The sequence below is a fragment of the Immundisolibacter cernigliae genome (assembly GCF_001697225.1).
In the GTDB taxonomy this organism is placed as follows: Bacteria; Pseudomonadota; Gammaproteobacteria; order Immundisolibacterales; family Immundisolibacteraceae; genus Immundisolibacter; species Immundisolibacter cernigliae.
Map to the genome: position 1 here is coordinate 57,015 of NZ_CP014671.1, position 23,696 is coordinate 80,710.

33 protein-coding genes and 1 tRNA gene are annotated in these 23,696 nt (G+C 68.0%); 15 read left to right on the forward strand and 19 right to left on the reverse strand.

The window, feature by feature from the left end; translation table 11 throughout:
- The first annotated feature begins 1 nt into the window (after position 1).
- The 11 genes from fdxB (at position 2) to hmuQ (ending at position 7,001) form a co-directional block, all read left to right on the forward strand.
- A complete protein-coding gene (fdxB, locus tag PG2T_RS00320) occupies positions 2-319 on the forward strand; it encodes a ferredoxin III, nif-specific (protein ID WP_068802308.1) in 318 nt (105 codons plus the stop codon).
- A gap of 13 nt (positions 320-332) precedes the next feature.
- Positions 333-923 carry a nitrogen fixation protein NifQ gene (locus tag PG2T_RS00325; RefSeq protein ID WP_145930938.1) on the forward strand — a complete coding sequence of 197 codons (591 nt, stop codon included), beginning with the start codon at positions 333-335 and terminating at the stop codon, positions 921-923.
- A gap of 186 nt (positions 924-1,109) precedes the next feature.
- The gene (locus PG2T_RS00330) at positions 1,110-1,523 is read left to right on the forward strand and encodes a group II truncated hemoglobin (RefSeq protein WP_083214664.1); all 414 of its coding nucleotides are present in this window, start codon (positions 1,110-1,112) and stop codon (positions 1,521-1,523) included.
- Positions 1,524-1,698: 175 nt separating this feature from the next.
- Positions 1,699-3,312 carry a nitroreductase family protein gene (locus PG2T_RS00335; protein WP_068802310.1) on the forward strand — a complete coding sequence of 538 codons (1,614 nt, stop codon included), beginning with the start codon at positions 1,699-1,701 and terminating at the stop codon, positions 3,310-3,312.
- Positions 3,313-3,323: 11 nt separating this feature from the next.
- Positions 3,324-4,103, forward strand: a complete 780-nt coding sequence (locus tag PG2T_RS00340; RefSeq protein WP_068802311.1) for an ankyrin repeat domain-containing protein — start codon at positions 3,324-3,326, stop codon at positions 4,101-4,103.
- A gap of 51 nt (positions 4,104-4,154) precedes the next feature.
- A complete protein-coding gene (locus PG2T_RS00345) occupies positions 4,155-4,388 on the forward strand; it encodes a BolA/IbaG family iron-sulfur metabolism protein (protein ID WP_068802312.1) in 234 nt (77 codons plus the stop codon).
- Positions 4,389-4,413: 25 nt separating this feature from the next.
- Positions 4,414-4,749, forward strand: coding sequence for a Grx4 family monothiol glutaredoxin (grxD, locus tag PG2T_RS00350; protein WP_068802313.1), 336 nt, complete (start codon positions 4,414-4,416; stop codon positions 4,747-4,749).
- Between the two features lie 31 nt (positions 4,750-4,780).
- Positions 4,781-5,119 carry a Rieske 2Fe-2S domain-containing protein gene (locus PG2T_RS00355; protein ID WP_068802314.1) on the forward strand — a complete coding sequence of 113 codons (339 nt, stop codon included), beginning with the start codon at positions 4,781-4,783 and terminating at the stop codon, positions 5,117-5,119.
- An 11-nt stretch (positions 5,120-5,130) separates the two neighbouring features.
- Positions 5,131-5,970 (forward strand): hypothetical protein, encoded by an 840-nt coding sequence (locus PG2T_RS00360; RefSeq protein WP_202816381.1) that lies wholly within the window; start codon positions 5,131-5,133, stop codon positions 5,968-5,970.
- A 21-nt stretch (positions 5,971-5,991) separates the two neighbouring features.
- Entirely contained in the window at positions 5,992-6,624 is a 633-nt protein-coding gene (locus PG2T_RS00365) for a glutathione S-transferase family protein (RefSeq protein ID WP_068802316.1), read from the forward strand.
- A 74-nt stretch (positions 6,625-6,698) separates the two neighbouring features.
- On the forward strand, positions 6,699-7,001 hold the full coding sequence (gene hmuQ, locus PG2T_RS00370) for a heme-degrading protein HmuQ (protein WP_068802317.1): 303 nt from the start codon (positions 6,699-6,701) through the stop codon (positions 6,999-7,001).
- Positions 7,002-7,050: 49 nt separating this feature from the next.
- On the opposite strand, the gene PG2T_RS00375 is transcribed toward hmuQ, so the two are convergent.
- The 16 genes from PG2T_RS00375 to PG2T_RS00450 all read right to left on the reverse strand — a co-directional run bounded on the left by PG2T_RS00375 (position 7,051) and on the right by PG2T_RS00450 (position 17,227).
- Complete coding sequence (locus tag PG2T_RS00375; RefSeq protein WP_068802318.1) at positions 7,051-7,290, reverse strand: hypothetical protein; 240 nt, start codon at positions 7,288-7,290, stop codon at positions 7,051-7,053.
- A 29-nt stretch (positions 7,291-7,319) separates the two neighbouring features.
- A complete protein-coding gene (locus tag PG2T_RS00380; protein WP_068802319.1) occupies positions 7,320-7,565 on the reverse strand; it encodes a hypothetical protein in 246 nt (81 codons plus the stop codon).
- Positions 7,566-7,628: 63 nt separating this feature from the next.
- Complete coding sequence (locus tag PG2T_RS15260; RefSeq protein ID WP_075968108.1) at positions 7,629-7,958, reverse strand: Rieske 2Fe-2S domain-containing protein; 330 nt, start codon at positions 7,956-7,958, stop codon at positions 7,629-7,631.
- Between the two features lie 123 nt (positions 7,959-8,081).
- Positions 8,082-8,366: an aldehyde dehydrogenase gene (locus PG2T_RS00390; protein ID WP_068802321.1), complete on the reverse strand. Its 285-nt coding sequence runs from the start codon at positions 8,364-8,366 to the stop codon at positions 8,082-8,084.
- A 50-nt stretch (positions 8,367-8,416) separates the two neighbouring features.
- The gene (locus tag PG2T_RS00395) at positions 8,417-8,632 is read right to left on the reverse strand and encodes a hypothetical protein (protein WP_202816382.1); all 216 of its coding nucleotides are present in this window, start codon (positions 8,630-8,632) and stop codon (positions 8,417-8,419) included.
- A 23-nt stretch (positions 8,633-8,655) separates the two neighbouring features.
- On the reverse strand, positions 8,656-9,474 hold the full coding sequence (locus PG2T_RS00400; protein ID WP_083214665.1) for a DUF364 domain-containing protein: 819 nt from the start codon (positions 9,472-9,474) through the stop codon (positions 8,656-8,658).
- On the reverse strand, positions 9,464-9,952 hold the full coding sequence (locus PG2T_RS00405) for a hypothetical protein (RefSeq protein WP_068802322.1): 489 nt from the start codon (positions 9,950-9,952) through the stop codon (positions 9,464-9,466). The genes PG2T_RS00400 and PG2T_RS00405 overlap by 11 nt, the downstream gene beginning before the upstream one ends.
- Complete coding sequence (locus PG2T_RS00410; protein ID WP_068802323.1) at positions 9,943-10,266, reverse strand: (2Fe-2S) ferredoxin domain-containing protein; 324 nt, start codon at positions 10,264-10,266, stop codon at positions 9,943-9,945. Before PG2T_RS00410 ends, PG2T_RS00405 begins: the two co-directional genes overlap by 10 nt.
- Positions 10,267-10,271: 5 nt before the next feature.
- The gene (locus PG2T_RS00415; RefSeq protein WP_068802324.1) at positions 10,272-10,559 is read right to left on the reverse strand and encodes a ferredoxin family protein; all 288 of its coding nucleotides are present in this window, start codon (positions 10,557-10,559) and stop codon (positions 10,272-10,274) included.
- On the reverse strand, positions 10,556-11,851 hold the full coding sequence (locus tag PG2T_RS00420) for an FAD-dependent monooxygenase (protein WP_068802325.1): 1,296 nt from the start codon (positions 11,849-11,851) through the stop codon (positions 10,556-10,558). The genes PG2T_RS00415 and PG2T_RS00420 overlap by 4 nt, the downstream gene beginning before the upstream one ends.
- A gap of 15 nt (positions 11,852-11,866) precedes the next feature.
- Complete coding sequence (locus PG2T_RS00425; protein ID WP_068802326.1) at positions 11,867-12,964, reverse strand: electron transfer flavoprotein subunit alpha/FixB family protein; 1,098 nt, start codon at positions 12,962-12,964, stop codon at positions 11,867-11,869.
- 17 nt (positions 12,965-12,981) lie between these two features.
- Positions 12,982-13,827: an electron transfer flavoprotein subunit beta/FixA family protein gene (locus PG2T_RS00430; protein WP_068802327.1), complete on the reverse strand. Its 846-nt coding sequence runs from the start codon at positions 13,825-13,827 to the stop codon at positions 12,982-12,984.
- A 5-nt stretch (positions 13,828-13,832) separates the two neighbouring features.
- On the reverse strand, positions 13,833-14,171 hold the full coding sequence (gene nifW, locus PG2T_RS00435) for a nitrogenase-stabilizing/protective protein NifW (protein ID WP_068802328.1): 339 nt from the start codon (positions 14,169-14,171) through the stop codon (positions 13,833-13,835).
- 46 nt (positions 14,172-14,217) lie between these two features.
- Entirely contained in the window at positions 14,218-15,351 is a 1,134-nt protein-coding gene (gene nifV, locus PG2T_RS00440) for a homocitrate synthase (RefSeq protein ID WP_068802329.1), read from the reverse strand.
- A gap of 218 nt (positions 15,352-15,569) precedes the next feature.
- The gene (locus tag PG2T_RS00445; RefSeq protein ID WP_068802330.1) at positions 15,570-15,752 is read right to left on the reverse strand and encodes a helix-turn-helix domain-containing protein; all 183 of its coding nucleotides are present in this window, start codon (positions 15,750-15,752) and stop codon (positions 15,570-15,572) included.
- 194 nt (positions 15,753-15,946) lie between these two features.
- Complete coding sequence (locus PG2T_RS00450; RefSeq protein ID WP_068807462.1) at positions 15,947-17,227, reverse strand: DEAD/DEAH box helicase; 1,281 nt, start codon at positions 17,225-17,227, stop codon at positions 15,947-15,949.
- Positions 17,228-17,738: 511 nt separating this feature from the next.
- Here PG2T_RS00450 and katG point away from each other — a divergent pair.
- Positions 17,739-19,898, forward strand: coding sequence for a catalase/peroxidase HPI (gene katG / locus PG2T_RS00455; protein WP_068802331.1), 2,160 nt, complete (start codon positions 17,739-17,741; stop codon positions 19,896-19,898).
- Positions 19,899-20,036: 138 nt separating this feature from the next.
- Here katG and PG2T_RS00460 read toward each other — a convergent pair.
- A tRNA-Ser gene (locus PG2T_RS00460) sits at positions 20,037-20,124 on the reverse strand.
- Between the two features lie 116 nt (positions 20,125-20,240).
- On the opposite strand from PG2T_RS00460, the gene PG2T_RS00465 reads away from it, so the two are divergent.
- Positions 20,241-20,909 carry a Bax inhibitor-1/YccA family protein gene (locus PG2T_RS00465; protein ID WP_068802332.1) on the forward strand — a complete coding sequence of 223 codons (669 nt, stop codon included), beginning with the start codon at positions 20,241-20,243 and terminating at the stop codon, positions 20,907-20,909.
- A gap of 66 nt (positions 20,910-20,975) precedes the next feature.
- On the opposite strand, the gene PG2T_RS00470 is transcribed toward PG2T_RS00465, so the two are convergent.
- Positions 20,976-21,935 carry a dihydrodipicolinate synthase family protein gene (locus tag PG2T_RS00470; RefSeq protein ID WP_068802333.1) on the reverse strand — a complete coding sequence of 320 codons (960 nt, stop codon included), beginning with the start codon at positions 21,933-21,935 and terminating at the stop codon, positions 20,976-20,978.
- Positions 21,936-21,983: 48 nt separating this feature from the next.
- Positions 21,984-22,208, reverse strand: coding sequence for a glutaredoxin family protein (locus tag PG2T_RS00475; RefSeq protein ID WP_068802334.1), 225 nt, complete (start codon positions 22,206-22,208; stop codon positions 21,984-21,986).
- A 55-nt stretch (positions 22,209-22,263) separates the two neighbouring features.
- Here PG2T_RS00475 and idi point away from each other — a divergent pair, with 55 nt between their 5' ends.
- Together idi and PG2T_RS00485 are read left to right on the forward strand one after the other, a co-directional pair.
- Entirely contained in the window at positions 22,264-22,821 is a 558-nt protein-coding gene (idi, locus tag PG2T_RS00480) for an isopentenyl-diphosphate Delta-isomerase (RefSeq protein WP_068802335.1), read from the forward strand.
- Positions 22,802-23,629, forward strand: coding sequence for an alpha/beta fold hydrolase (locus PG2T_RS00485; RefSeq protein WP_068802336.1), 828 nt, complete (start codon positions 22,802-22,804; stop codon positions 23,627-23,629). Before idi ends, PG2T_RS00485 begins: the two co-directional genes overlap by 20 nt.
- The last annotated feature ends 67 nt before the right edge of the window (positions 23,630-23,696 follow it).

Consider the following 23,696-nt stretch of genomic DNA (forward strand, 5'->3'; position numbering starts at 1 on the left):
CATGAGCGAGTTTTCCGTCACCCTGCCCAACGGCCATGCCTGGACGCCGCGCTTCGTGCAGACCATCGAGGCCAGTCGCTGCATCGGCTGCGGCCGCTGCTACCGCGTGTGCGGGCGGGGCGTGTTCGAGCTGATCGGTCTGACCGAGGACGGCGAGAAGATCAGCATCAACCTGGACGCCAGCGACGACGACGATGACGAGGTCGAGTACGAGCGCAAGGTGATGACCATCGCCAACCAGGAAAACTGCGTCGGCTGCGAGGCCTGCTCGCGCATCTGCCCCAAGCAGTGCCACAGCCACGCGGCGGCGGCGGTCTGAGGGCGGAACCACTGTGGCAGTGGCAGCGGCGAGCAGCAGCGAGCTTCGGGCGCAGGATGCCGCCGCGCGCTTGTTCGCCCTCGCCGTCGACTCCGCATGCGTGCCGGCGCAGGCCTTCGCCGGCGTTCTGGCGCGGTTCGGCACGCTGGGTTTGCCGGCTGCGGAACTGCACCGCCTGGCCGCGCGCCACTTTCCGCACGCCGCAGCGCTGCTCGCGCACCTGGACACGGGTTTGCCGACGGCCTTGCGCCAGCGCCTCGACGAGGTGGACGACGTCCGCGAGCTGCTGCTCGAATTCCGCCGGCCGGACAGTGAGGACGCGACCTGGCTGGCCAGCGCCGTTGCCGTGGGGTGCCTTGGCGACAACCACCTGTGGCAGGACCTTGGCCTGCCACACCGCCAGGCCTTGTCACAATTGCTGCGCGAGCATTTCCCGGGTCTTTCCGAGCGCAACACCGGCGACATGAAGTGGAAGAAATTCCTCTACAAGCAACTGTGCGAGCGCGCTGCGGTGCAGTGCCGGGCGCCGTCCTGCGCCGTGTGCAGCGACTACGGCTTCTGCTTCGGCCCGGAGGAAGGGCCGACGCGGCCGGTGCGGGGCTGACGGCGGGTGACACTGGCGGGCCTGGCGGATACCTATGGCATTCGGCCCGGGGGCGGGCCTCCCACGAGCGATACCCTGTGGGAGCGGCGCCCTCGCCGCGAATTGCCCGGGCCACGGTCCCCCGCGTCAGACCCGCGTCAGAATAATCGCCGCCTGCAGATTCCCTGCAGAATCAAGGATGTCGACATGACCGTTTCAATGTTCGAGCGCATCGGCGGCGCGGCCACGGTCGATCGCCTGGTCGATGCGTTCTACGCGCGTATGGAGACCTTGCCGGAGGCAAAAACCATCCGCGCCCTGCACGCGCCCGATCTGGGGCCGGTCAAGGAGGTCCTGAAGCGCTATCTGGGCGAATGGCTGGGCGGGCCGAAACTCTATTCGGCCGAGCGCGGCCATCCGCGGCTGCGCCAGCGGCATCTGGGATTCCCGATAGGCAACGCCGAGCGTGACGCCTGGCTGCTGTGCATGCGCGGCGCGCTGGACGAGACCGTTGTCGATGCCGCTGCCAGGCAGGAGATATATGGCCTGCTGGCCAAGCTTGCCGACTGGATGCGCAATCAGGAAGACAATCCCCACGACGCGCGAGCGGCGCCGCGCTGAACGCACGCCGCGCCGGGGTGTCGCCGTCCGGGGGCGGTGTCGCGCCGCGGGGTGGGCGGTTCGTCGCAAAGCCTTCAAACCCTGCACGGATGTCGTTACCACTGCCACGTTGTTAATGTAAGCGACTGATTTCAAGATCTGTTTAAGACGGCACCGATTTTGCGTTGCAGGCGGCATGGACGCCTACGCCACCGTCATCTGCTATCACGAAGCCACCCGGCACCGCTTCGAGGGCTACGCCCGCGGACCGGAGACGCTGGACTGGGACGCGCCGCCGGCGCCGTTTCGCCGCTACGAGGGTGCACCGGTGCAGGCGCTGCCGCTCGCCGCCGCGCGTTTCGAGGCGCCGTTCTCGCGCCTGCAACAGCCGGTACACGGGCCGGCGGTTCCAGCCGGCCCCGAGGCGCTCGGCGCGCTGTTGCAACTGTCGTTCGCCATTTCGGCCTGGAAGTCGAACGGCGTCGAGCGCTGGGCGCTGCGCTGCAATCCGTCCAGCGGCAACCTGCATCCGACCGAGGCCTATGTGCTCGCCCATGGCATCCACGGTCTTGCCGACGGTGTCCACCATTACCGCGCCGAGGACCATGTGCTGGAACGGCGTGCCGACTGGCCGCCGGGTGACGGGCCGCCGGGGCTTTATCTGGGCTTGAGTTCGGTCATCTGGCGCGAGGCCTGGAAGTACGGCGAGCGCGCCTTTCGCTACTGCCAGCTCGACGTCGGTCATGCCGTGGCCTGCATCGCCTATGCGGCCGCGCTGCTCGGCTGGCAGGTCGAGGCGGTGCCCGGCCTGCCGAGCGCGGCGCTGGCACAGCTGCTCGGGCTCGACCGGCACGCCGACTTCACCGCCGGCCGGCGGGACGACGTGGAGCGCGAGGAGCCCGAGCTGCTGCTGGCGCTGCGTGGTGATGCCGGCGCGGGTGCGGCGCTGCCGGCTCGCGCCGAGGGTGCCCGCTGGCACGGCCGTGCCAGCACGATCGATCCTCATCCGATGTACCGCTGGCCGATCATCGACGAGGTCGCCGCCGCGACGGCGGGGGCGGGCGATGCGCCCTGCGCCGTCGCCACCGGGGCGGGCGGACCGCCGCCGCTGGCGACCGCCGACGGCGGGCCGGGCGCGGTGGCGACCATTCTTGGCCGGCGCAGCGGCCAGCGTTACGACATCGGCGGCCTGATGCCGGCCGCGGTGTTCTTTCGCCTGCTCGATGCGACCCTCGCGCGGCCGCAGCCGCCGTGGCAGACGCTGGCCGCCACCGGCCAGATCGCATTGCTGCTGTTCGTGCATCGCGTGCAGGGCCTTGCGCCGGGCCTGTACCTGCTGCTGCGCGATGCTGCGCCTTCGTTGCTGGCACAGCTGGGGCCGGAATTCGCCGCTGCCGGCCCGGTTGCCGGCGTCGATCATCTGGACCTTTGGCTGCTGCGCGCCATCGCACCGGCCGGTCTGCGGCGCATCGCGCGCAGCCTGTGCTGCCACCAGGACATCGCCGCCACCGCCTGCTTCTCGCTCGCCATGCTGGCGCCGTTCGAGCCGGTGCTGCGGCGCGATCCCGGCCAATACCGGGCACTCCTGCGCGCAGCCGGTCTGGTCGGCCAGGTGCTGTATCTGGAGGCCGAGGCGCTCGGCTACCGCGGCACCGGCATCGGCTGCTATTTCGACGACGAACTGCACGCGCTACTGGGCCTGAAGGACCGGCAATGGCAGAGCCTGTACGCCTTCGCCATTGGCGTCCCGCTGCCGGACACGCGGCTGGAGACCACCGCGCCCTACGTCGGGCGCCCGGTGGCGGCCTGAGGGAGACGAGGATGCCGGAAGGGACGTTTCGCACGCTGACCGCCGCCCAGGCGCTGGCCTTCATGCGCCGGGCGGATGAGCAGAACCGTGCCTACCGCCTGTTCGACACGCGCGATGCCGACAGCTACGCCCGCGGCCATCTGGCCGGCGCCGAGCCGCTCGCCGAGCGCGAGCTTGGCCAGTGGATCGGCCGGCTGCCGCGCGCGCAGCCGCTGCTGATCTACTGCTACCACGGCCACGCCAGCGCGGTGTTCGCCAAAACCTTCGCCGACTTCGGCTACGCCGAGGTCTACAGCATCGACGGCGGCTTCGAGGCGCTGGCGCTGGCCGGCGCGGTCGAGCCCAACCGGGCCCCGAGCGCGGCCCTGCGGCAGTTCATGGCCGCGCAGGGCTTTGCCGGGGCCGACATCGATGCCGCCGCGGACCACGGCATGACGCCGCTGATGAAGGCCGCGCGCGCGGCGCGGCTGGATCTGGTCGACGAGCTGATCGGTCTGGGCGCCGATCTGGAAGCCCGCAACACGGACGGCAACACCGCGCTGTGGCTGGCCTGCTTCGGCGGCGATGCCGGCGTCGTGCAGCGCCTGCTCGCGGCCGGCGCGCGCCTCGACAACCAGAACGACAACGGCGCCACGGCGCTGATGTACTGCGCCTCCAGCGGCCGCGACGCGCTGGTCGGGCTGCTGCTGGGCGCCGGGGCTGACGCCGGCCTGCGCACGCTGGACGATTTTCGCGCCGTCGATCTGGCCGCCACGGCGGGCAGCCTGCGCCTGCTGCGCCACACGGCCTGACGACATGGCGCCGCACCTTCAGCCCCCGATGCACCTCCCGGAGCCCGAGCCATGCCGATGACCGCACCGCAGATCGAGGCGCTGCTGCGGCGCGCCTTCCCCGACGCGCAGATCGAACTGACCGACACCGCCGGCGATGGCGACCACTGGCACGCGCGCATCGTGTCGGCCGCCTTTCGCGGCAGGACGCGGGTGCAGCAGCACCAGCTGGTGTACGCCGCCATCGGCCCCGACATGGGCGGCGCGCTGCACGCGCTGGCGCTGCAGACCGAAGTTCCCGCCTGACATTCCCGTTCAAGGAGAAGCTGCCATGACAACGTCTACCCCCAACCCGGTCGCCGAGCGCATCAGCGACATGCTCGCCCAGCACGACATCGTGCTGTTCATGAAAGGCGTGCCGGCGGCGCCGCAGTGTGGCTTCTCGCAGGCCGTGGTGCAGGTCATGAATCAGCTCGGCGTCGGCTACGCCACCTTCAACGTGCTCGCCGACGCCGAGATTCGCGAAGGCATCAAGGCGTATTCCAACTGGCCGACCATCCCGCAGCTGTACGTGAAGGGCGAGTTCATCGGCGGCTGCGACATCGTGCGCGAGATGTTCGCCAGCGGCGAGCTGCAGCAGCTGCTCGCCGACCTGGGGCTTGGCTGAGCCGCTCCATCTGTGTCCAGCAGGTCACCGCATGAATTTCACCACCATTTGCACCACCGACGCCGTGCGCGAGGGCGGCATGGGCCTGTTCCAGGTCGGCAAGAAAAGCGTGCTGCTGCTGTGGCCGACCGGCGGCGAGCTGAAGGCCTACCGGGGCCGCTGCCCGCATGCGGACATGCCGCTCACGGACGCCACCTTCGATGGCAAGGCGGTGAAATGTCCGCATCACCAATGGGGCTTCGACGCCGTCAGCGGCAAGTGCGTGACGCACGCGGTGCGCAATGCGCTGCATGCCTACCCGTTGCGCATCGAGGGCGACGCGATCCAGGTCGACGTCGGCCCCGTCAAGCCGCTGCGCCAGCCGGCCTGACGCCGATGCCGATGCCCGCCGATCTCGTGCAGACCGAGCCGGGGCTGGCGGTGCTGCGCATGGCCGCGCTGCTGGCCGAGGACGACGGCGCGCTCGATGAGGAACTGCTGGACGCCATGGCCGGCCACACCCTGCGCGGCGCGCTGCGGGTCACGCCGGGTCCGGCCATGTGGCCGGAGCTGCAACGCGGTCTCATGGCGTGCGGGCCCTCGCGCATGCTGGCGGCGCTGCGCCTGTCGGGCGCGCTCGGCGCGGTGCTGCCCGAGCTCGCGGCACTGTTCGGCGTGCCGCAGCTCGGCGCCGACCAGCGCAGCGTCGACATCGGTCTGCACACCCTGAACGCGCTGGCCGAGGCCGCGCGCTGTGACGCGCCGTTGCCCGTGCGCTTTGCGCTGCTGGTGATGAACGTCGGCAAGTCCGACTCGCCGCCCGAGCATCTGCCGATTCACTACCGCCACATCGAGCGCGGCGGGCCACGCATCGAGGCCATCTGCGCGCGTCTTGGCGTGCCGGCAGCCTGTCGCGAGCTGGCGCTGCTGGCGCTCGCCGAATGCGAGCGCGTGCATCGCGTGTCGGAGGTGCGCGCGGGTCCGGTGGCGGCCATGCTGGCGCGCCTGGGCGCGTTCGATCGGCCGCAGCGTTTCGAGGCGCTGCTGCAGGTGTGTGCCTGCGACTACCGCGCCCACGGCGAAGGCTTCGGCCCGGTCTATCCGAAGGCCGAGCTGCTGCACGCGGCGCTGCGCGCCTGCCGGGACGTGGCGGGCGATGCCGATGACATCGAGCTGGCGCGGGCGCAGGCGATTGCGGCGGCGCTGGGTTCGCAGCGCTGGTCGGCCGACGGCAATGTGTGATCCCGCGCCCGGAGCCCGACCATGGCCATGAAGTTCTACATGACGCCCGGTTCCTGTTCGACCGGCATCCACATCCTGCTGGAAACGCTGGAGCTGCCGTTCGAGGCCTGGGTTCTGAACCTGCCGGCCGGCGATCACCTGAAACCGGAGTACCTGGCCATCAACCCGCGCGGCACCATCCCGACGCTGGTGCCGGACGACGGCCCGGCGCTGACCGACTTTCGCGCGATCGCGCTGTGGCTCGCCGAGCGTTATCCGCGCGCCAGGCTGCTGCCGGATGATCCGGCGCTCGCGGCGCGCGCCGTGGAGCTGCTCGACTTCGCGCTCGGCCAGCTGCACGGCGAGGGCTTCAGGCGCATCTTCACCGCCGAGCGCTACCTCGCCGAGCCGGGTGCGCGGGCGCGGGACGACGTGACGGCGCACGGCCGGCAGATCGTCACGCAGGCCTTCGAGGCCCTCGACACGCACCTGCCGGCCGCCGGTTACGCGGTCGGCGAGCACTTCACCATCGCCGACGCCGCGCTGTTCTACAACGAATTCTGGGCCGACAAGACGGACATCCCGCTGCCGCCGCGCGTGGCGGCGCACTACCGGCGCCTGCGTGCGCTGCCGGTGGTGCGCCAGGTGCTGGCCGAGGAGGGGTATCGTTCCTGACACGCTTGCGGTCCAGCCAAGGCTCAGTGCCGTTGCGGGGGCCGTCCTGCGCCACGCTCCAAGGGGTCTTGCCCATGTTCATCGCCATGAACCGTTTTCGCATCGCCGCCGGCCGCGAGGCCGAATTCATCGAGGTCTGGCGCACGCGCGACAGCCGTCTGGCCGAGGTGCCCGGTTTCCAGCGCTTCAACCTGCTGCAGGGGCCAGGCGACGGCCAGGCCACGGTGTTCATTTCGCACTCCACCTGGGACAGCGCCGCCGCCTTCGAGGCCTGGACGCGCTCGGAGGCGTTTCGTGCCGCCCACGCCGGCGCCGGCCAGAACAGGGATCTCTACCTCGGACCGCTCCAGTTCGAGGGCTTCGAAGCGGTGCTCTGACGCCGCCCGGACCGCGGCGGTTTTGTCGGGGAAGGCGCAGCGGCTTTCGCTACAGCGGCACCCCGAAATACTCGTCCTCGGCGCCGCCGCAGGCCTCGTGCAGGGCCAGGGCGTCGCGCCACTTGGCCAGTTCCCCGGCCTCCGCCGGGCGGTGGGAAATGGCCCCGTCCGGCCTTTTGCCGAGCAGGAACGGCCTGGCGTTGCGCAGGAAGCGATTCAGTGCCTTGGCGTCGTTCGGCCGCACGACACAGCGCGGCGCATCGTCGACCAGAATGGTGGTTGGCAACATGATCCGATTCCCGCGGCTTTGAGCGAGGCTCAGAATCCGTCTTGCCGGCTGCCCCACGGATGCGAGCCGGTGACCAGCGATGCCTTGATGCCGGCCTTTTCGATGTCGGCCAGGCTCAGGTAATACGTACCCTCATGCACCAGGGTGCCGCTTTTCGTGGTGACGGCAACGTAGCGGGCGCCGGTATCGATTTCGCAGCAATATCCACCTCCGGGATCATCCGTGCGGCGGGCATTGCCGTCCCAATCAATGAAGAATCCTTCGGCAATCGACATGAGGAGTCTCCTGAAAACCGACCTGGTCGAGTGGCTTGATGGGCCCGGGAATCGCTGATTGATTCAAGCGGCCCGGTTGGGAACCACGCCGCTGACGTCGACGTGGACTTCTCCGTCTCGTATCTGGACCGGATATTCGGCAAGCTTGCAGGGTTTTCCCCGGACACACTGGCCGGTGGCGCCGTCGAATTCCCAGTCATGATGCCGGCAGGCGAGAATGCTGCCATCGAATCTGGCGTCGGCGAGCGGTTCGTTCGCATGTGGGCACATACCCTGCAAGGCGACGAGTTGACCGCCCCGCGGCCAGACCAGCAGCACCAGGGTGCGGTTGACGGCGGCTACATCGTATTTTCCTTCACTCAATTCGCTCAAATCGCACGCTTTGGTGAACATGACGAGCTCCTGCAAGGCATCGTTGTGGAGTATTGGCCATCAATTTAAAAAGTCAGTTGCGTGATTCCAGGCAATGGGCACCTGGCTTTGGATAAAAGTCGCCGGTTGTGCTCGGCCCGGCGGTCATTTCAGGAACCGGGCATCGAACTCAATGATCTTTTCCGGCGTATTCAGACCTCGTTGCAAGGGCCATTTGTGCTGGAAAAAGAACGCGGTTACCTCACGCGTCACTTCCTTGCCGCGGACATACCAGATCTGGGCCCCGTCGGGGGAGAGCACGGCCGGCCCGTCGCCCCGGTGCACCTGGCCATCTTCGAGCCACAATTGGGTATCGACGTACAGGTAACGGCCGGCCTTGCGCGACAGGGTGTCCTGGTTGCGATCTTCCACGGTGATCATTTCGGCCATGGGGTTTCCCTGCGCGATCGAGCGGCCTGCGGCGTGTCGAAAGCGGACGATCAGCCAGCCGGCTGCATGGCGTGCGCGCCGCACTTCAGGCACTGGTCGAGCACGTCGAAGGCCTGTTCGCTGCACAGGCCCGGCCGGTTCTGCTTGCAGCCGCGGGCGCCGCACTGGCCGCAGACATGGACGGTGCCGTTGCATTGCTGCCCGGCCTTGCGGGTGCCGGTGCATAGCGCGAGGTCGGCTTTCAGGTGGTCGTAGGCGATGGCCATCGGGTTTGCTCCAGGGTGGGGATTCAGGTGGCGGCGTGCAGGGCCGCCAGGCGGTAGCGCACACCGCCTTCGAACAGGCGCGTGCCGCCACCCTCGGCGACGGTGCGGCGCAGTTGCGCGCTGTCCGTGACGTCCACGCCGGCTAGGTAGTCGATACCGAAGTCCGCGAAATCGGCCAGCCAGGGCGTGCCTGGCCCCATCAGCACGGTGGTGGCGCGGCGCGACAGTTCGGCCAGGCGGGGAAAGGTCTTGTTGGCCAGACTGCTGGCGGTCAGGAATACCCAGTCGGCCTGCGGCAGCAGGTATTCGCAGGCCGGGTCGGGCAGGTCGCCTTCGGTCTGCTGGCGCTCCAGCACGGTCAGGTCCAGTGCGCCCGCGTAGGCATCGAGGCCTGGGTAGCGGCCGATCACCACCACCCGCCGGCCTTTCAGCTGCGGGGCAAAGTGCTCGAAAACGGCGAGGTTGCCGCCACCGGCCAGCGGCGTCGAATTCGCCAACAGCGGGTTGTCCGGCGTGTTCAGGGCGGCGTTGACGGCAGCCAGACCGATGCTTGCCTCGTGCGGGTTCCAGGCCGGCAGCCAGCTGGCCAGTTCCGCCAGGGGCCGGCCAGCCAGCGTGCCGGGCCACGGCAGGGTACGCGGCGCGCTGGCGGGCGTCATGGCAAGGCCGCAGGCGCGCTCGCCGCGGCACAGGGTCCAGATCAGGCCAAGCGTTATCTCGTGCACCGAGCCGACGTCCGCCACGCGGTTCAGCAGGCGCTCGTAGACGGACCATGGGTCCGGGCGGTCCGGGTGGGGGAGGGCGGTTTTCCACCCGACGCAGACGCCGGACTCAGGCCGCATCGCTGATGGCTCCCCGGTACAGGGCGCGGATGACCTCGGCGCCGACCTGATCGGCCGGATCGATCCGCTGCAGTGTGTCCAGCAGGGCGAGGCAGTCCTGCACGGCGCCGCGGCGCAGACGCAGATACGCCAGCGCCTTGAGGCTGAACAGGTAGAAATGCGCCGCGCCGCGCACGTCGGACCAGTCGGCCGTGACCGGGCCGAGGCTGCGCCAGTCGGCGTCGAAGCCCGCCTGGCGGGCGGCCTCGGCCAGCGCCGTGCAGGCGGCCGCCTCGGCCAGTGCGTACTGGCCATGGCTGCTGTGGAATTTGTAGCGGGCGTAATGCAGCGCCAGGCAGTCCGGCGCCAGGGCCAGCGCCTCGCCGAGCAGGGCGGTTGCGGCGGCCGGATCGTGCCAGGCGGCGCGTGCCCGCTCCAGCAGCGCAGCCGCCGCGACCGGTTGCGGCGCGTCGAGGCCAATTGTGGCCGTCAGCTCCATACCGTGGCCGGCGCCAACAGCCGCGTAACCGGTTCGCCACCGGTCAGGTGGTCCAGGATGCTGGGCACGTCGCCGCGGCTCACGCCGACGTAAAGCACGCCCTGCGGATACACCAGGACGCTGGGCCCGTCGCCGCAGGGTCCAAGACAGCCGCAGGAGGTCAGCGCCACCCGCTCGGCCAGTCCGGCCTGCTGCAGCCCCAGTCCCAGCGCCTGCAGCAGGTCGCCGCTGCCGCTTTGGCCGCAGGAGCCGCGCGGGTGCCCGGCCGGGCGGGTCTGGACACAGACGAAGACGTGCTGTTCCGGTCTTGGCATGGCGGTCAGCCGAACTTGAACAGAATGCCGTAGCCGCCGCGCGGGTACTCCCACGCGACGTTGCGGTGATCGGTGCAGATCACCCGGCAGGTGCCGCATTCCAGGCAGCCGTCGGTGATCAGCGTGACGCGACCGTCACCCTCGCGGGTGTAGCAGGCCGCCGGGCAGCAGACGGTGCATTGTTTGGTTGGGCAGTCGTGCTGGCAGACCGATGCGTCGACGATGGAGATGTGCGGCCGTCCGGCGTCGACCCGATACCGGTTCTGGAACAGTTTTTCCTCGACCTTGATCATTCGAAGGCCCTCCACAGCTTGAAGGCATCGCCCACCAGACCCAGCGGCGAGCGGCGCGTGACGAAGTTCTTGCGCACCTGTTTTTCCTTCGTTTTCTTGTCGACGCCGTCGACGGTGAGCAGGGTGTGGGCGGCGCCGTTGAGCAGGTCCGGGTAGTCGGTGAAGAACTGGTGGTTGCGGTCGAACACCTGCGGCAGGCGCTGGTATTTCTTCAGGTCCTTGAGCACGAAGCTGTCTTCCAGGCGCGCACGGTAGGCGGCCAGGTTGCGCGCCGTCATGGGCTTGCCGGCGGCGGCCAGTTCGAGCGCGGTCTCGGCCGCCAGGCGGCCGGAGGTCATGGCCAGATTCGAGCCCTCGCGGTGCACGCTGTTGACCAGCATGGCGGCATCGCCAACCATCAGCCAGCCGTGCCCGCAGACCTGCGGCACCGCCTTGTAGCCGCCCTCCGGGATCAGGTGGGCGCAGTACTCCTTCATCTCGCCGCCTTCGAGCAGCGGCGCGATGGCAGGGTGTTTCTTCATGTCCTCGAGCATCTGATAGGGCGGCACGCCGTTCGCCTTGAAGTCCGACAGCAGGCAGCCGACGCCGATGGTCAGCGACTCGCGGTTGGTGTACAGAAAACCGGTGCCGACCATGCCCTGCGTGATCTTGCCGGCCATCTCGATCACCACGCCCTGCTCGGGCTGCACGTTGAAGCGACTCTCGATGGTCGGTTCCGGCAGGAAGTGGATCTCCTTGACCGCCAATGCCACGTCGCGTGGCTTCAGCTCCGGGTGAAAGCCGGCCTTGTTGGCTAGCAGGGAGTTCACGCCGTCACCCAGGATCACCAGGTCGGCGTACACCGTGCCGCCGCGGTCGGTGTGCACGCCGGCGACCCGGTCACCGTCCATCATCAGGCCGGTGACGGTGGTCTCGCACAGCAGCAGGGCGCCGGCTTCCTGCACCTTTTGCGAGAACCATTTGTCGAACTGGGCGCGGATGATGGTGTAGCGGTTGTAGGGCGGCTTGTCGAAGGCCGCCGAGCGGTAGGTGCTGCCGACGTAGGCATCGTCGGACAGCACCCACATGCGCTGCTCGATGATGTGCCGCTCCAGCGGCGCATCGTCGCGAAAGTCGGGAATGATCCGTTCCAGCGCGTCGGCGTAGAGGATGGCGCCCTGCACGTTCTTGGAGCCCGGCGACTCGCCGCGCTCGATCTGCAGCACTTTCAATCCGCCCTTGGCCAGCGTGTAGGCGGCGGCGTTGCCGGCCGGACCGGCGCCGACCACGATGACGTCGAATTTCTCGCTCATGACGATCTCCTCGGGTCAGCCCGCCTTGCGGGCGGTGGCCAGGTGCTGGCGAAACGCCTCGGTCAGCGCCGGCAATATCTGCATGGCGTTGCCGACGATGCCGTAGGTGGCAAAGTCGAAGATCGGCGCCGCCGGGTCTTCGTTGATGGCGATGATGACGTCCGAGGCTTCCATGCCGACCCGGTGCTGGATGGCGCCGGAAATGCCGGCGGCGATGTACAGCTTCGGCCGCACCGTCTTGCCGGTCTGGCCGACCTGGCGGTCGGCACTGACCCAGCCGGCCTGCGTCACCGGCCGCGAGGCGCCGACCTCGGCGCCCAGCACCTTGGCCAGATCCCAGATCAACTGGAAGTTCTCGGGACGCTTCAGGCCCCGCCCGCCGGACACGATGATGTCGGCGTAGGCCAGCTGCGCCTGGTCGCGGTTCTGGTCGGGGATGAACTCCAGCACCTTGGTGACGATGTCGGTCTCGACGAGGCCCAGCGGGTGCTCGACGATGCGCCCGCTGCGGCCGGTGTCGGGCTCCGGCAAGCTCATCACCCGCGGCCGCACGGTGGCCATCTGCGGCCGGTAGTTCAGGGTCTGGATGGTGCACAGCAGGCTGCCGCCGAAGGTGGGTCGGGTGGCGGCCAGGCTGCGGTTTTCCGGATCGATGTTCAGCTCCGTGCAGTCGGCGGTAAGACCCGTCTGCAACGTGGTGGCCACCGATCCGGCCAGGTCCCGGCCCAGCGTGGTGGCCCCCAGCAGCAGGATTTCCGGCTGGAAGACATTGACCAGATCGGTCAGGCCGCGCGTGTAGGGTTCGTTGCGGTACTCGGCCAGGATCGGGTCCTCGACCAGGTAGCAAAGATCGGCGCCGTAGTGGAAGGCCTGCGCACAAAAGCGGCGCGTCGCCTCACCCGGCGCGCCCATTACCACGCCGGCCAGTTCCACACCGAGCGCGTCGGCCAGCTTGCGGCCCTCGCCCAGCAGCTCGAAGGACACCTGATGCGCGGCGCCGCGCTCGTGCTCGATGAATACCCACACGCCCTTGTAGGCGGCCAGGCGCGGGTCGAGTTCGACCTTGCGTCGGCCAGTCGGCCGGGCGGGCGGGGAGGGGGCTTGTTCACTCATGGGTCGGTTCTCCGTGCTCACAGGGCCTGGCGTTCTACCTGTGCCTTGACCTGGGGATAGCGGGTGAACAGCTTGGCCAGCAGCGTGGCTGCCACATCGCTGGACGCGCCGCTGTGGGTCTCGATCAGTTCAGCCCGCTCGCGCCTGGCCTGCGGCGCGAAGACCTTGGCCACCACAGTGGGCGAGCCCTTGAGGCCGATCCTGGCCACGTCCTCGATGCCGGCCTGTTCCCGATTCCAGACTTTCAGTGGGTAGCGGGCGGCCCGGAACATGTCGTCGAGCGTCGCGAAGCGCATCTCGTTGATGCCTTCGAGCACGGTGACCAGCGCCGGCAGGCGGGTCTTTAGCACCTGCACGCCGCCCTCGGCGCGGCGCTGTACGACGATTTCGCCCCGTTCCAGGTCGACCTCGTCGATATTGGAAACGTAGGTCAGCAGTTGCAGATCCAGCCGCTTGGCGACGCCGGGGCCGACCTGGGCGGTGTCGCCGTCGATGGTCTGCTTGCCGGTAAAGACGATATCCACCGCCATGTCGCGCTGGATCTGCCGGATGGCGGAGGCCAGCGCGAAGCTGGTGGCCAGCGTGTCGGAGCCGGCAAACGCACGGTCGGTGACCAGGATCGCCTCGTCGGCGCCAAACGACAGCGCCTTGCGCAGCGCCGCCTCGGCCTGCGGCGGCCCCATGCACAGCGCCGTCACCCGACCGCCGTAGCGGTCCTTGAGCTTCAGGGCGGCCTCCAGGGCAAACAGGTCGTAGGGATTGATGATCGCCGGCACGCCCTGGCGCATGATGGTGTTGGTGACCGGATGCACGCGTATCTGCGAGCTGTCCGGTACCTGCTTGATGCATACGACGCTGTGCATGGCGCTTATGTCCTCTCGCGTTGACTGGGCAGGGCGCCGCGCAGCGAGCTCAGCGACACCGATTTGCCGTCCTGGTCCTGGAACACCTTGAACACCTTTTCCTGCGCGGCATTGGAGTGCACGAAATCGTCATGCGCCCGTGCCAGCAGCCCGCGGCAGATGTCGCGCTGCGCCGCCTCGTCCTGGCCGTCCAGCTCCGGCGTGACGCGCAGGTACTGATTGAAGCGTTTCAGGATGTGCAGGCGGTTGACGTGCACCACCTGCGGCTCGTAGGGCAGGTCGAGGAAAGCGAAGAACTCCTCGGCTGCCGACAGCTGCGCCATGCGATCGAGCAGGGCGCTCATCGGCCGGCTCCGGACGCGGTGTACGGTGACCCGTGCAGTGCTCTCATCAGGCAGCCTCCAGCGTAAGTTCTCGATAAAAGCGCAGCAGGTCGGCCACTTCCGGCGCCCGCTTGGTGGCGACAGCGTGGGCACGAATCTGCGCCAGCAGCTGTCCGGCCGCGGTGGGCTCAAGCGCAATGCCGAGCGCGGCATAGGCGGCGCGCACCGCGTTGCCGCCGGAATGCTTGCCGAGCACGGTGCGGTGGCTGCGGGCAAGTTCTGCCGGGTCGAAGCCCTGGTAGTTGGCGGCGTGCTTGATCAGGCCATCGACGTGGATGCCGGCCTCATGGGTGAACACCCACTCGCCGACGATGCTCTTGCCGGCCGCCACCGGCCGCCCGGACGCGGTCGCCACCAGTGCCGACAGCATCGGCAGGCGGTGGCTGTCGACGCCGGTATCGATGCCGTACACGTGGCGCAGGGCCATCACGGCCTCTTCCAGCGGCGCATTGCCGGCGCGCTCGCCCAGGCCATTGACCGTTGTGTTTATGTGCGTGGCGCCGGCACGCACGGCGGCCAGCGTGTTGGCGGTAGCCAGCCCCAGATCGTCGTGGGCGTGCATCTCGATGTCCAGATCGACCGCCGCGCGCAGGCGGGCGATGCGCTCGTAGGTGCCGAACGGGTCGAGCACGCCCAGCGTGTCGGCAAAGCGCAGCCGGCAGGCGCCCGCCGCGGCAGCCGTTTCCGCCACGCGCAGCAGGAAATCGGTATCGGCGCGCGAGGCATCCTCGGCGCCCACGCACACCCTGAATCCGGCATCCAGCCCGGCCTTCACGTAGCGTTCCACCTGTCCGAGCGCCCAGGCCCGGTCGCGACCCAGCTTGTGGGCGAGGTGAATGTCCGACACCGGGATCGACAGGTTGACGAGGTCCACCCTGCAGGCACGGGTCGCGGCCAGATCCTGCGGCTGCATGCGACCCCAGACCATCAATTGCGGACCCAGCTGCAGGGCAGCGACGGCCTCGATGGTCTCGCGCTCGGCGCCGCCCATTACCGGAATGCCGATTTCGAGTTCCGGCACGCCGGCAGCGGCCAGTGCGCGGGCGATGGCGAGTTTTTCCCCGACACTGAACGCAACCCCGGCGGTCTGCTCGCCGTCGCGCAGCGTGGTGTCGTTGACGATGACAGTGGCAGTGGACATGACCGGCGACCGATGATGGCTTCAACCGGTTCATCGCAAGCAGTGTGCCAGCCACGAATATTAAATAACTAGCTGTAATTGAATGAGGTTATTTATTAACGGCCAATCCCGGACCAGGCCGCCAAGGCAGGCCTGTGGGCTTTGTCGGGTTCGCGACAGGTGGGGTTTGGGTGCGCCACGGGAGCATTTAGGACGACGCCGGATGGCCGGGGGAGTTTTCATAAACAGCACATGGCGCGCGGCGGCGGCTTGCTGGCGTCCTCCCAGCGCCTGACGGTGGCCTCGGTCACGGCGCACAGCTGGGCCACTTTCTGGCGCGTGATGCCGGCGTGCTGGCGCAGGGTCATGAAGTCCGCCTCGTGCGCCTGCCAGCGGTCCAGGCGGTCCAGCCACCAGCGCACCGGCCGCGGCGCGGGGTCCGGCTCGGCGCGCTCTATTGCGCATAATGTATATTATGTTAAATAATCGAATCGAATCGAATCGAAGCGCCAGTCGGCGTCGGTGATCGTTTGTGTGAGCGCAGCTTTGCTGCGCGATGATCGCCCGGCACGGCCGGGCTCCCACAGTTCTTGAACGAAGCTCCGGTGCCGGAGCGTCAGTGCGTCCGTCGCGGTGGCCGGCGACGCGATGATCCGCCACCACTACCACCACCACCGGAACGACCACCACCGGCGCCGGGCCTGGGCGCCACGCGGTCTTCCTCCGCCAGGCGCACGCGCGGCTTCGGTCTGACCAGCATGTCGTGTGGCACCGGTTCTACCGGCAACTTCTGCCCGATGTACTTTTCGATCTCCGGCAGCGAGTACACGTAACGCTCACAGCCGAAGCTGATCGCCTCGCCGGCGGCGCCGGCGCGCGCCGTGCGGCCGATGCGGTGCACGTAATCCTCGGCATCCTGCGGCAGGTCGTAATTGAACACGTGCGTCACGCCGTCGATGTGCAGGCCGCGGGCGGCCACGTCGGTGGCCACCAGTGCCGCCAGTTCACCCTTGCGGAACTGTTCGAGCAGACGCTCGCGCTTACGCTGCTGCACGTCGCCGGTCATCAGGCCGGCCGGAATGTCGTTGGTCTGCAAGTAGCCCCACACGCGCTCGGCTTCGGCCTTGGTGTTGACGAACACCATGCTGCGGGCCTCTGGCAGCGACTGCAGCAGACCGATCAGCAGGCGAATTTTCTCGTCGGTGGCGGTGTGGTAGATCACCTGACGCACGCGATCGACGGTGACCTTTTCCGGCTCGATGCGCACCAGTTCCGGGTCGTGCATGTGCTCGTAGGCCAGTTCCAGCACGCGCTGGGCGAGCGTCGCCGAGAACATCATCGACAGGCGTTCCTGCGGCGGCGGCAGGCGCCGCATCATGTAGCGCACGTCCTTGATGAAGCCCAGGTCGAACATCCGGTCGGCCTCGTCGAGCACAATCACCTGCCCTGCCGACAGGTCGTAAACGCCCTGGTTCAGAAAATCGATCAGGCGCCCGGGCGTGCCGATCAGCACATCCACGCCGGCGGCGATCTGGTCCCGCTGCTTGTCGTAATCAACCCCGCCATAGGCCAGGCCCAGCGTGATGTCGAGTCCCTGCCCCAGCGCCTGCGCGTCGCGGTAAATCTGGATCACCAGCTCGCGGGTCGGCGCCATCACCAGCGCCCGCGGCTGGGTTGGCAGGCGGCCGGGCCGCGGCGGTTCGCGCAGCAGATGATTGAACAGGGCCAGCAGGAAGGTCGCCGTCTTGCCGGTGCCGGTCTGCGCCTGGCCGGCGACGTCCTTGCCCGCCAGCAGCCGCGGCAAGGCCTGCTCCTGAATTGGCGTACAGTGCGTAAAACCCGTTGCAGCCACGCTCGCCTTCAGCCGCGGGTCCAGTGGCAGCACATCGAACGGCAGGCCGGTGGTATGGGCAGGCGCCTTGGGCGCAGGACGCGCCGCGCGGGGTGGGGCCGTCAAAGGCGCCTTCTGGCCGCTTTCACCGCCCCCGCGCTTGCTACGGCTCCGCTTGGCTGGCGGCTGCGCGGACGCTTGGACTGGGGTCGGCTCGGGCGCCACTTCGGGTGGCGCGCTGGGGGTGGGGACGAACAAGGCCTTGATGGCCGCGATGACACGATTGATCACGTAATTGCTTGCTTTTGATTCGGTGACAGGAACTTAAAAAAGAAGCACTGATTTATTCGGCGCTTTCCTTCCGGGGTGGGATGCCACTAAGTATAGCCGCCCGGGCCCTCCTCCCGGTTACCTAAAAACTATCGCGGCGGCCCCGCGAACATTAGGCTGCTACCCGTCGGGGCATGCGTCGATTGCGTCACGCTATCGGACCCATACAAACAAAGAATTGGATCGACAGACGCTCTGCGCCTATGTTGACGTCGTCCGACAACCCACCACCACCCCGGAGTACCCAATGTCCGAATCAGCCAAATGTCCCGTTCACGTCATGCACGGCGGCGCCACCAGCGCGGGCCAGTCGCCCGCCGTCTGGTGGCCCAATGCCCTGAACCTCGACATCCTCCACCAGCACGACCGCAAGACCGACCCGCTGGGCGAGGATTTCGACTACCGCGCGGAATTGAAAAAGCTCGACGTCGCCGCGCTGAAGCGCGATCTGACCGCGCTGATGACCACCAGCCAGGACTGGTGGCCGGCGGACTGGGGTCACTACGGCGGGCTGATGATCCGCATGGCCTGGCACGCCGCCGGCTCCTATCGCATCGCCGACGGCCGCGGCGGCGCCGGCACCGGCAACCAGCGCTTCGCGCCGCTCAATTCGTGGCCGGACAACGCCAATCTCGACAAGGCGCGCCGGCTGCTGTGGCCGATCAAGAAAAAGTACGGCAACCAGATCAGCTGGGCGGATCTCATCATCCTGGCCGGCAACGTAGCCTATGAGTCCATGGGCCTGAAGACCTTCGGCTTTGCTTTCGGCCGCGAGGACATCTGGCACCCAGAGAAGGACGTCAACTGGGGTTCCGAAAAGGAGTGGCTGGGCAAGGACCGCTACGCGGACGCGGGCGACGAGGCGTCGCTTGAGAACCCGCTGGCCGCGGTTCAGATGGGCCTCATCTACGTCAATCCAGAGGGCGTGGACGGTAAGCCGGATCCGCTCAAGACAGCCCAGGCCGTGCGCATCACCTTCGCCCGCATGGCGATGAACGACGAGGAGACTGTGGCGCTGACCGCCGGCGGCCACACCGTGGGCAAGTGCCACGGCAACGGGCGTGCCGAGAATCTCGGCGCCGCGCCGGAAGGTGCGGAGATCGAGGAGCAGGGCCTGGGCTGGATGAACCACAAGACCCGCGGGATCGGCCGCGACACCGTCACCAGCGGCATCGAAGGCGCCTGGACCACTCACCCGACGCAGTGGGACAACGGCTACTTCAAGCTGCTGCTCGGCTACGACTGGTGGCTGCAGAAGTCCCCGGCCGGGGCCTGGCAGTGGGAGCCGGTCAATATCAAGGAAGAGGACATGCCGGTGGACGTGGAAGACCCGTCCATCCGCCTCAACCCGATCATGACCGACGCCGACATGGCGATGAAGTTCGACCCCGAGTACCGCAGGATCGCCGAGCGCTTTCACCAGGATCCGGCCCACTTCAGCGAGGTCTTCGCCCGCGCCTGGTTCAAGCTCACGCACCGCGACATGGGGCCCAAGGCACGCTACTTCGGACCCGAAGTGCCGGCCGAAGATCTGATCTGGCAGGACCCGGTGCCGGCCGGCCGCAAGGACTACGACCTGGCCGCCGTCAAGGCGCGGATTTCCGCCAGTGGTCTTGGCATCGCCGAGCGGGTGGCCACCGCCTGGGACAGCGCGCGCACCTTCCGCGGCTCCGACTTCCGCGGCGGCGCCAACGGCGCGCGCATCCGCCTGGCCCCGCAGAAGGACTGGGAGGGCAACGAGCCGGCGCGCCTGGTCAAGGTGCTCGGGGCATATGAAAAGATCGCCGCCGAGACCGGGGCCAGCCTCGCCGACGTCATCGTGCTGGGCGGCAATGTCGCCATCGAGGAGGCCGCCCGCGCCGCGGGTTTCACCATCGAGGTGCCCTTCGCGCCGGGCCGTGGCGATGCCAGTCAGAAGCAGACCGACGTCGAGTCGTTCGCGCCGCTGGAGCCGATCGCCGACGGTTTTCGCAACTGGCTCAAGAAAGACTGCGCCGGGCAGCCCGAGGAGTTGCTGCTCGACCGCGCGCAACTGCTGGGGCTCACGGCGCCGGAAATGACCGTGCTGATCGGCGGCCTGCGTGTGCTGGGCACCAACCACGGCGGCGCGCCGCACGGGGTGTTCACCGACCGTGTCGGGATGCTCACCAACGACTTCTTCGTCAACCTGACGGACATGGCCTACGCCTGGCAGCCCACCGGCCGCAACAGCTATGACCTGATCGAGCGGCGCAGCGGGGCGCGCAAGTGGACCGCGACCCGGGCCGACCTGGTGTTCGGGTCGAACTCGGTGCTGCGCGCCTATGCCGAGGTCTACGCCCAGGACGACAGCCGCGAGAAGTTCGTCAAGGACTTCGTCGCCGCCTGGACTAAGGTGATGAACCTCGACCGCTTCGACCTGCGCTGACCCCCGGGCCTCAGAGGGGGCTGATTACAGCCCCTGCCCCATCGCCGGCTGTACCGAGTTGCCCGACGGGCACCGGGTGCAGCCGGCATTTTTTCAGGGCGCGGCGGTCTTGGGGACCGCGTCAGGCGGCATGCGAACTGGCGGAGAGGGAGGGATTCGAACCCCCGGACCCTTTCGGGTCAACGGTTTTCAAGACCGCCGCTTTAAACCGCTCAGCCACCTCTCCGCGGCGGCGCGAAGGATAGCGGACCGGGCCGATGCCTGACCAGCCGACGACGCGGGGTGGCCAAGTGCGCTCAGATGCGTAGAATCGAAGTCCCTTGGCAAATCCGGGAATACCCCATGAATTCCAGCCCCTACGAGATTGCACAGACCCGTGGCGTGGCGGCGACCAACTCGCTGATCCGCAATACCTACACCCTGCTGGCCATGACGCTGCTGTTCAGCGCTGCCACAGCGGCGTTTGCGATGGCGCTGGACCTGCGCGGTCCGGGCCTGTTGCTGACGCTGGTTGGCTACTTCGGGCTGCTGTTCGCCGTCCACAAGCTGCAAAACAGCGCCTGGGGCATCCTGGCGGTGTTCGCGCTGACCGGCTTCATGGGCTTCACGCTGGGCCCAATCGTGGGCATGTACCTGAAGATGTTCAGCAACGGTCACCAGCTGGTGATGACGGCGCTGGGTGGCAGCGGCGCGATATTTCTTGGCTTGTCCACCTACGCGCTGACCTCGAAGCGGGATTTCAGCTTCATGGGCGGTTTTCTGTTCGCGGGCGTGATGGTGGCCTTCCTGACCGGCCTGGCGGCGGTTTTCCTGCAGATTCCCGCCCTGTCACTGGCGGTCAGCGCCATGTTCGTGCTGCTGATGAGCGCGGCGATCCTGTACCAGACCAGCGCGCTGGTGCACGGTGGCGAGACCAACTACCTGCTGGCCACGGTCGGCCTGTACGTGAGTATGTACAACCTGTTCCTGAGCCTACTGCAGTTGCTCGGATTCGCCAGCGGCGAGGATTGAGTACCGCCCCTGCCCTCCTGAAACGAAAAACCCCGCCGCAGCGGGGTTTTTCTTGTCTGGCGCCGTTCAGGCCACGCCGAGTTTTTTCAGCTGATCGACCAGCCACTCGCGCCGCTCGGCCGGCAGGCTGCGCACCGGCGGCAATACCGGCCCGACCGGAAAGCCGATCGCTTCCATCCACGGTTTCATCATGGCGATGTGGCTGGCGTAGGTGCCGGTGCGCGCCATGTCGGTGGCCAGGTCCTCGAAGAACACCCGCGCCGGCTGCAGCGCTTCCCAGGGCTTGCGCGCCTCTTCCCAGCGCCCGGCGCGGCCCAGCGTGTAGTACTCGCGCATCAGCGGGCGCAGCTTGCCGTAGGCCAGGTACCAGAACGCCGCCCACAGCACCTGCCCGCCGGCGCGCAGGTCGTCCAGGAAAAAGCTCTCCATCGGTTCGCTGACGATGAAATCCGGCCGCGCCCGGCGGCGCAGCACCAGCGTGTCGGAACGGCTGAAGCTGCCCTGCTTCACGCCGACGATGGTGTCGATCTCGGCCAGGCGCACGATCAGGTCCATCGACATCAGCGTGCCGGGCATCGGCGTGCGGTACAGCACCAGCGCCAGCGGCGAGCGGTCGGCCACGTACTTCATGAAATCGAAGATCTCGTCGTCGGAGCGCAGCTGCACGGACGGGTTCATGATTTCGGCGCCGTCGTAGCCGAGCTTCTGCACGTAGGCCAGCTTCTCGACGGCCTGCTTGGCGGACGACTCCAGAATGATGGTGAACAGCGGCACCCGACCGCGCACCGCCTGCGCCACCAGCTGGTGGTAACGCAGCCAGTCCTGGTAGGTCATGGTCCACAGCTCGGCGATGAAGCCCCCCACCACCAGGCCATCGACGCCCAGCTCGATGTAGCGGTCGATGTTCTCCTGCAACTGCTTGGCGTCGATCTCGCCGTTGGCGTCGATGGGCGTGAACGGCGCCTCGAAGAAGCCGTGAAAGGTCTTGCCGGCCCAGGCCTTGGCCTCGCTGCGTGTGTAGTCCATGTCAGTCTCCTCTTTGAAAGTGAATTCGAAACGCGCCGTGACGGCGGCTCAACAGGCGGCAAGCACATCGGAAGCGGCGAACGGCCAGTCGATTTCGACCCCGCCCGGCTCGATCCGCAACACCGGGATACGCCAGCCGTAACGCTCGGCGAGCTGCGCGTCGTAGCCGATCTCGACCCGCTCCACCAGCTTGGCCAGGCCCGCCTGCACAAGCACGGCCTGCGCGTCCTCGCACAGATGGCAACCGGCGGTGACGTACAGCTTCAGGCGCATGGCCCAATCATAATGGCGTCTTGGCCCGGCGGGCCGGCTCTGGCATGCTGCGGGCATGAACCTGCCCTCCCCCACAGACGAGTGGGTGCAGCTGGTGGACGACCAGGATCGTCCCACCGGCCGCGCCGAGAAGCTCGATGCCCACCGCCGGGCGCTGCTGCATCGGGCCTTTTCCGTATTCGTGTTCGACGCCACCGGGCGCTTGCTGCTGCAGCGCCGGGCGGACAGCAAATACCACTCCGGCGGGCTGTGGACCAACACCTGCTGTGGTCACCCGCGCCCGGATCAGCCGCTGGTCGATGAAGCGCGGCGGCGTCTGCGCGAGGAAATGGGCTTCGACTGCCCGCTGATTCCGGTCGGCAGCCTGCATTACCGCCTGCCGGTGATCGGCGAGCTGACCGAACACGAGTTCGACCACCTGCTGTGCGGCATCCACGACGGCAATCCGCAGCCGGACCCGCTGGAAGCCAGCGCCTGGCGCTGGCTGGCCTGGCCGGCCCTGCTGGCCGAAGTGGCGCAGGCACCGGACACCTTCACGCCCTGGCTGCGGGAAATCCTCGCCCACCGCCAGACTGAACTGGAAACCTGGGTCCATGCCCACTGCGCCGACTGAAGGCCGCGTCGACGTCGATGGCGGCTGTCTGCATTACCGGCGCGAGGGCCGGGGCGAGACGCTGGTGCTGGTGCACGGCTTCGGCCTGGACCACCGCGTGTGGGCGCCGCAGTGGCCGGCGCTGGTCGAATCCTTCGACCTCATCAGCTACGACCTGCGCGGCTTTGGGCGTTCCAGCCTGCCCGCTGAGGCGCCCTATGCTCACCACGAGGATCTGCGCGCCCTGCTGGATGCGCTCAATATCGACCGCGCGCACCTGATCGGCCATTCGCTGGGCGGCGGCATCGCCGCCAGCTTTGCCGTTGCCTATCCGGCGCGCACCGGCCGCGTGGTGCTGTCCGCCCCGCTGCTGCGCGGCTACACGCAACTTGGCGAGCTGATGGCGCTGCTCAAGAGCGTCTGGCAGATCGCTGCCCGGGATGGCCTGGACGCCGCCCGCAGCGCATGGCTGAACGCATCGCTGTTCGCCCCGACCCTGCAGACGCCGGCCGGCCGGGCCCTGCTCACCCAGATCATGGCCGACTACTCCGGCTGGCACTGGCAACACCGCGACCCGGAAACGGGCCTGGAACCGCCGCTGGCGCAACGTCTGCACGAACTGCTGGCGCCCACGCTGGTACTGGTCGGCACGCGCGACCTGCCGGATTTCGTCCACATGGGCGAAGCGCTGGCCGCGCAGGCGCCAAATGCGCACCTGGAGCTGTTGCCGGACCTGGGCCACGGGCCGTCCGTCGAAGACGCGGCGCTGTTCAATGCGCGCGTGCTGGCGTTCCTGCGCACGCGGCAAGCAAGCTCGGAAATACCCTAAAACCAGGTAGGCGTTTGCCGCGATGCAGAATCGACGGTGGGCGACCAATGACACCGCCGTGAAGGTC

What these genes read in the sequence shown, in the direction of transcription:
- idi (WP_068802335.1), top strand. Translation starts at nt 22,264, where the DNA reads ATGAACCTGCCCTCCCCCACAGACGAGTGGGTGCAGCTGGTGGACGAC.
- PG2T_RS00465 (WP_068802332.1), top strand. Translation starts at nt 20,241, where the DNA reads ATGAATTCCAGCCCCTACGAGATTGCACAGACCCGTGGCGTGGCGGCG.
- hmuQ (WP_068802317.1), top strand. Translation starts at nt 6,699, where the DNA reads ATGTTCATCGCCATGAACCGTTTTCGCATCGCCGCCGGCCGCGAGGCC.
- nifV (WP_068802329.1), bottom strand. Translation starts at nt 15,351, where the DNA reads ATGTCCACTGCCACTGTCATCGTCAACGACACCACGCTGCGCGACGGC.
- fdxB (WP_068802308.1), top strand. Translation starts at nt 2, where the DNA reads ATGAGCGAGTTTTCCGTCACCCTGCCCAACGGCCATGCCTGGACGCCG.
- PG2T_RS00405 (WP_068802322.1), bottom strand. Translation starts at nt 9,952, where the DNA reads ATGGAGCTGACGGCCACAATTGGCCTCGACGCGCCGCAACCGGTCGCG.
- PG2T_RS00425 (WP_068802326.1), bottom strand. Translation starts at nt 12,964, where the DNA reads ATGAGTGAACAAGCCCCCTCCCCGCCCGCCCGGCCGACTGGCCGACGC.
- nifW (WP_068802328.1), bottom strand. Translation starts at nt 14,171, where the DNA reads ATGAGCGCCCTGCTCGATCGCATGGCGCAGCTGTCGGCAGCCGAGGAG.
- PG2T_RS00430 (WP_068802327.1), bottom strand. Translation starts at nt 13,827, where the DNA reads ATGCACAGCGTCGTATGCATCAAGCAGGTACCGGACAGCTCGCAGATA.
- PG2T_RS00335 (WP_068802310.1), top strand. Translation starts at nt 1,699, where the DNA reads ATGGACGCCTACGCCACCGTCATCTGCTATCACGAAGCCACCCGGCAC.
- PG2T_RS15260 (WP_075968108.1), bottom strand. Translation starts at nt 7,958, where the DNA reads ATGTTCACCAAAGCGTGCGATTTGAGCGAATTGAGTGAAGGAAAATAC.
- PG2T_RS00345 (WP_068802312.1), top strand. Translation starts at nt 4,155, where the DNA reads ATGCCGATGACCGCACCGCAGATCGAGGCGCTGCTGCGGCGCGCCTTC.
- PG2T_RS00355 (WP_068802314.1), top strand. Translation starts at nt 4,781, where the DNA reads ATGAATTTCACCACCATTTGCACCACCGACGCCGTGCGCGAGGGCGGC.
- PG2T_RS00485 (WP_068802336.1), top strand. Translation starts at nt 22,802, where the DNA reads ATGCCCACTGCGCCGACTGAAGGCCGCGTCGACGTCGATGGCGGCTGT.
- PG2T_RS00340 (WP_068802311.1), top strand. Translation starts at nt 3,324, where the DNA reads ATGCCGGAAGGGACGTTTCGCACGCTGACCGCCGCCCAGGCGCTGGCC.
- PG2T_RS00380 (WP_068802319.1), bottom strand. Translation starts at nt 7,565, where the DNA reads ATGTCGATTGCCGAAGGATTCTTCATTGATTGGGACGGCAATGCCCGC.
- PG2T_RS00330 (WP_083214664.1), top strand. Translation starts at nt 1,110, where the DNA reads ATGACCGTTTCAATGTTCGAGCGCATCGGCGGCGCGGCCACGGTCGAT.
- PG2T_RS00400 (WP_083214665.1), bottom strand. Translation starts at nt 9,474, where the DNA reads ATGCGGCCTGAGTCCGGCGTCTGCGTCGGGTGGAAAACCGCCCTCCCC.
- PG2T_RS00395 (WP_202816382.1), bottom strand. Translation starts at nt 8,632, where the DNA reads ATGGCCATCGCCTACGACCACCTGAAAGCCGACCTCGCGCTATGCACC.
- PG2T_RS00470 (WP_068802333.1), bottom strand. Translation starts at nt 21,935, where the DNA reads ATGGACTACACACGCAGCGAGGCCAAGGCCTGGGCCGGCAAGACCTTT.
- katG (WP_068802331.1), top strand. Translation starts at nt 17,739, where the DNA reads ATGTCCGAATCAGCCAAATGTCCCGTTCACGTCATGCACGGCGGCGCC.
- PG2T_RS00475 (WP_068802334.1), bottom strand. Translation starts at nt 22,208, where the DNA reads ATGCGCCTGAAGCTGTACGTCACCGCCGGTTGCCATCTGTGCGAGGAC.
- PG2T_RS00365 (WP_068802316.1), top strand. Translation starts at nt 5,992, where the DNA reads ATGGCCATGAAGTTCTACATGACGCCCGGTTCCTGTTCGACCGGCATC.
- PG2T_RS00420 (WP_068802325.1), bottom strand. Translation starts at nt 11,851, where the DNA reads ATGAGCGAGAAATTCGACGTCATCGTGGTCGGCGCCGGTCCGGCCGGC.
- PG2T_RS00415 (WP_068802324.1), bottom strand. Translation starts at nt 10,559, where the DNA reads ATGATCAAGGTCGAGGAAAAACTGTTCCAGAACCGGTATCGGGTCGAC.
- PG2T_RS00410 (WP_068802323.1), bottom strand. Translation starts at nt 10,266, where the DNA reads ATGCCAAGACCGGAACAGCACGTCTTCGTCTGTGTCCAGACCCGCCCG.
- grxD (WP_068802313.1), top strand. Translation starts at nt 4,414, where the DNA reads ATGACAACGTCTACCCCCAACCCGGTCGCCGAGCGCATCAGCGACATG.
- PG2T_RS00390 (WP_068802321.1), bottom strand. Translation starts at nt 8,366, where the DNA reads ATGGCCGAAATGATCACCGTGGAAGATCGCAACCAGGACACCCTGTCG.
- PG2T_RS00360 (WP_202816381.1), top strand. Translation starts at nt 5,131, where the DNA reads ATGCCCGCCGATCTCGTGCAGACCGAGCCGGGGCTGGCGGTGCTGCGC.
- PG2T_RS00375 (WP_068802318.1), bottom strand. Translation starts at nt 7,290, where the DNA reads ATGTTGCCAACCACCATTCTGGTCGACGATGCGCCGCGCTGTGTCGTG.